The organism is Caldisalinibacter kiritimatiensis (genome assembly GCF_000387765.1).
GTDB classification, from domain to species: Bacteria; Bacillota; Clostridia; order Tissierellales; family Caldisalinibacteraceae; genus Caldisalinibacter; species Caldisalinibacter kiritimatiensis.
The window spans coordinates 1-1,460 of the sequence record NZ_ARZA01000225.1 but is presented as its reverse complement, the minus strand read 5'-3'; the positions used below and the strand labels follow the sequence as shown (position 1 = coordinate 1,460).

The following is a 1,460-nucleotide window of genomic DNA, read 5'->3' as shown; positions in this document are numbered from 1 at the left end:
ACTTTTGTTGTCGAGGGACGGAATTGCAATAGATAATGAGACTTTGGCAGACTTAGTTAGCAAATACTTTTGTTGTCGAGGGACGCCCACGTCCCTCGACAGAAGACAGATTGAGGGACGAGGGCGTCCCTCAATAACAACATAAGAGAATAGAGAAGAGGACATGGTGTAAAAGATTATGGAGGGAGAACTAACCTCAATAACAACATAAAAGAATAGAGCTCACACCTCATTGTGAGGTTACATACATAATTAATCATAGGGAGGTATATTTATGACAGATAATATTAGAGAAAATCATGAGGAAAACAGACCATTTACATGGTGGGAGAAATTAAAGTACATATTTACTAATCCTAGTAAAGCATTTGAAAACATATCACAACATCCAAATTATTTATTCCCTGTATTAACTATAATTATTGGAATGGCTATTTTAAGTTACTTAAGAATTGATTTGTACAAGGAGTTTTATATCGAGCAAATGCAAAGACAATTTGCTTCACAAGGTGTAAATTTTCAAGGTGATATACAATCTATGGCGAAAATGCAAGGTTACATTTCAGTTTTTGGAGTAATTATTATGTTACCAATAACTTGGTTAATTAAAAGTGGATTAGTACATGGTATTTCAAAAGCAGCTGGCGGTGAAGGAACTTTTAAACAAGGATTTGCTGCAATAGTATATGCGTATTTTCCAATGCTATTAGGTAGTATAATAATTACAATAATATCATTAATGGTTGGTAAATATGATATTTCAGCTACATTTGCTGTTATATTGCCTGAAACAATGAAAGGAAATTTTTTATATAACTTATTATCGCAATTTGATATATTTGTTATTTGGTATCAAATACTAGCAGTTATTGGTATATCATATGCTTATGATATAAGTAAAAAGAAAGCTTCGATTGGAGTATTAGGTACATGGATTATATCTATTCTATTGGCTACAGGAATAGCAACTGTATCTTATTCACTTATGGGGAATATGTAGAATAAAATTCAGGTACTAGGTAATTGGTGCTAGGTACTTGAAATACAATTTAAAATTGAAGATTAGCATGGCTTTTCGGTGTTTGCTATCTGCTATTCAATAAATAATTCATTAGAGTAAAAATAAAAAACGCTCATACACATAATAAATTGGAGAAAATCAAGCATCAAACTTACGAGAAAATTCTAAAGCTCCAATGGTAACGTCCTGTTACCGTGTCGCAGATTTGACGTCCTGTCAAATCTGCGAATTTTTTCTTACTTTTCTGCTGATTTTCTTAACCAAATTACTATAAGGTATTCACTTATTTTTATTTTTATTTTTACATTAACTAGAGAAACGTAAGATGGCGTAAAAAATGATGTGAAAGATAACATATAAAAAACGCTCATGCAAATAATAATTTGGCTACTGGCTGCTAGCTATTAGCTGTTAGCCAAATACTTTTGTTGTCGAGGGA

General features: G+C 31.9%; 1 protein-coding gene. It reads left to right on the top strand.

Features of this window, described 5'->3' with window-relative positions; translation table 11 throughout:
- Positions 1-274 precede the first annotated feature (274 nt).
- The gene (locus tag L21TH_RS10095) at positions 275-1,000 is read left to right on the top strand and encodes a Yip1 family protein (RefSeq protein ID WP_006315382.1); all 726 of its coding nucleotides are present in this window, start codon (positions 275-277) and stop codon (positions 998-1,000) included.
- Positions 1,001-1,460 lie beyond the last annotated feature (460 nt).

What these genes read in the sequence shown, in the direction of transcription:
- L21TH_RS10095 (WP_006315382.1), top strand. Translation starts at nt 275, where the DNA reads ATGACAGATAATATTAGAGAAAATCATGAGGAAAACAGACCATTTACA.